At 64.7% G+C, this 813-nt stretch carries 1 protein-coding gene; it reads right to left on the reverse strand.

Features of this window, described 5'->3' with window-relative positions:
* Nucleotide 1: 1 nt before the first annotated feature.
* Nucleotides 2-813 (reverse strand): IS21-like element helper ATPase IstB (istB, locus tag ABD743_RS44320; protein ID WP_344730721.1); only part of this gene is annotated, 812 nt, incomplete at its 5' end.

Here is an 813-nt window from a genome sequence, read left to right on the forward strand (position 1 = left end):
TTCAGTCGCGTGCGGCGCGGTTGTCCTTGGCGAGGAGTTCGCGGCGTTGGCGGGTGCGGTAGGAGTCGCCGGTGAGGGTGAGGACCTCGGCGTGGTGGACGAGGCGGTCGATCATGGCGGCGGCGACGATGTCGTCGGAGAAGGTTTCGCCCCAGCGGCCGAAGGGCAGGTTCGAGGTGACCATGACCGAGCCTTGTTCGTAGCGGGAGGCGATGAGTTGGAAGAACAGGTTCGCGGCGTCTTGGTCGAAGGGGATGTAGCCGACTTCGTCGATGATGATCAGTTTGTAGCGGCGGATCTTTTTCAGTTCGGTCTCGAGTGCTCCGGCGTGGTGGGCGGTGGTGAGGCGGGCGATCCAGTTGCTGGCGGTGTCGAAGAGTACGGAGTAGCCGGCCTGGGTGGCTTTGACGCCGAGCCCGATCGCGAGGTGGGTTTTCCCGATTCCGGGTGGGCCGAGCAGGATGACGTTTTCGGCTTTCGCGACGAATGTGCCGGTGGCGAGATGGGCGAGGACATCACGGCGCAGCGAGGGGAGATGATCGAGGTTGAAGTCTTCGAGGGTTTTCACGGCCGGGAAGTGCGCGGTGCGGATCCGCATGATCGAGCCGGCGGATTCCCGGTCGGCGACCTGGCGTTGCAGCAGCGCGGCCAGGTATTCCTCGTGGGACCAGTTCTCGTCACGGGCCTGGGCGGCGAGGCCTTCCCAGGACCTGCCGATCGTGGGCATCTTCAGGACTCGGGTGAGGTAAGCCATCATTGACGGGATCCCGTCGGGCGGCGCCCCGGTAGTGCGTGTGGATTGTGTTGTCGTTG

The sequence above is a fragment of the Pseudonocardia yunnanensis genome, assembly GCF_039534065.1.
Lineage (GTDB): Bacteria > Actinomycetota > Actinomycetes > Mycobacteriales > Pseudonocardiaceae > Pseudonocardia > Pseudonocardia yunnanensis.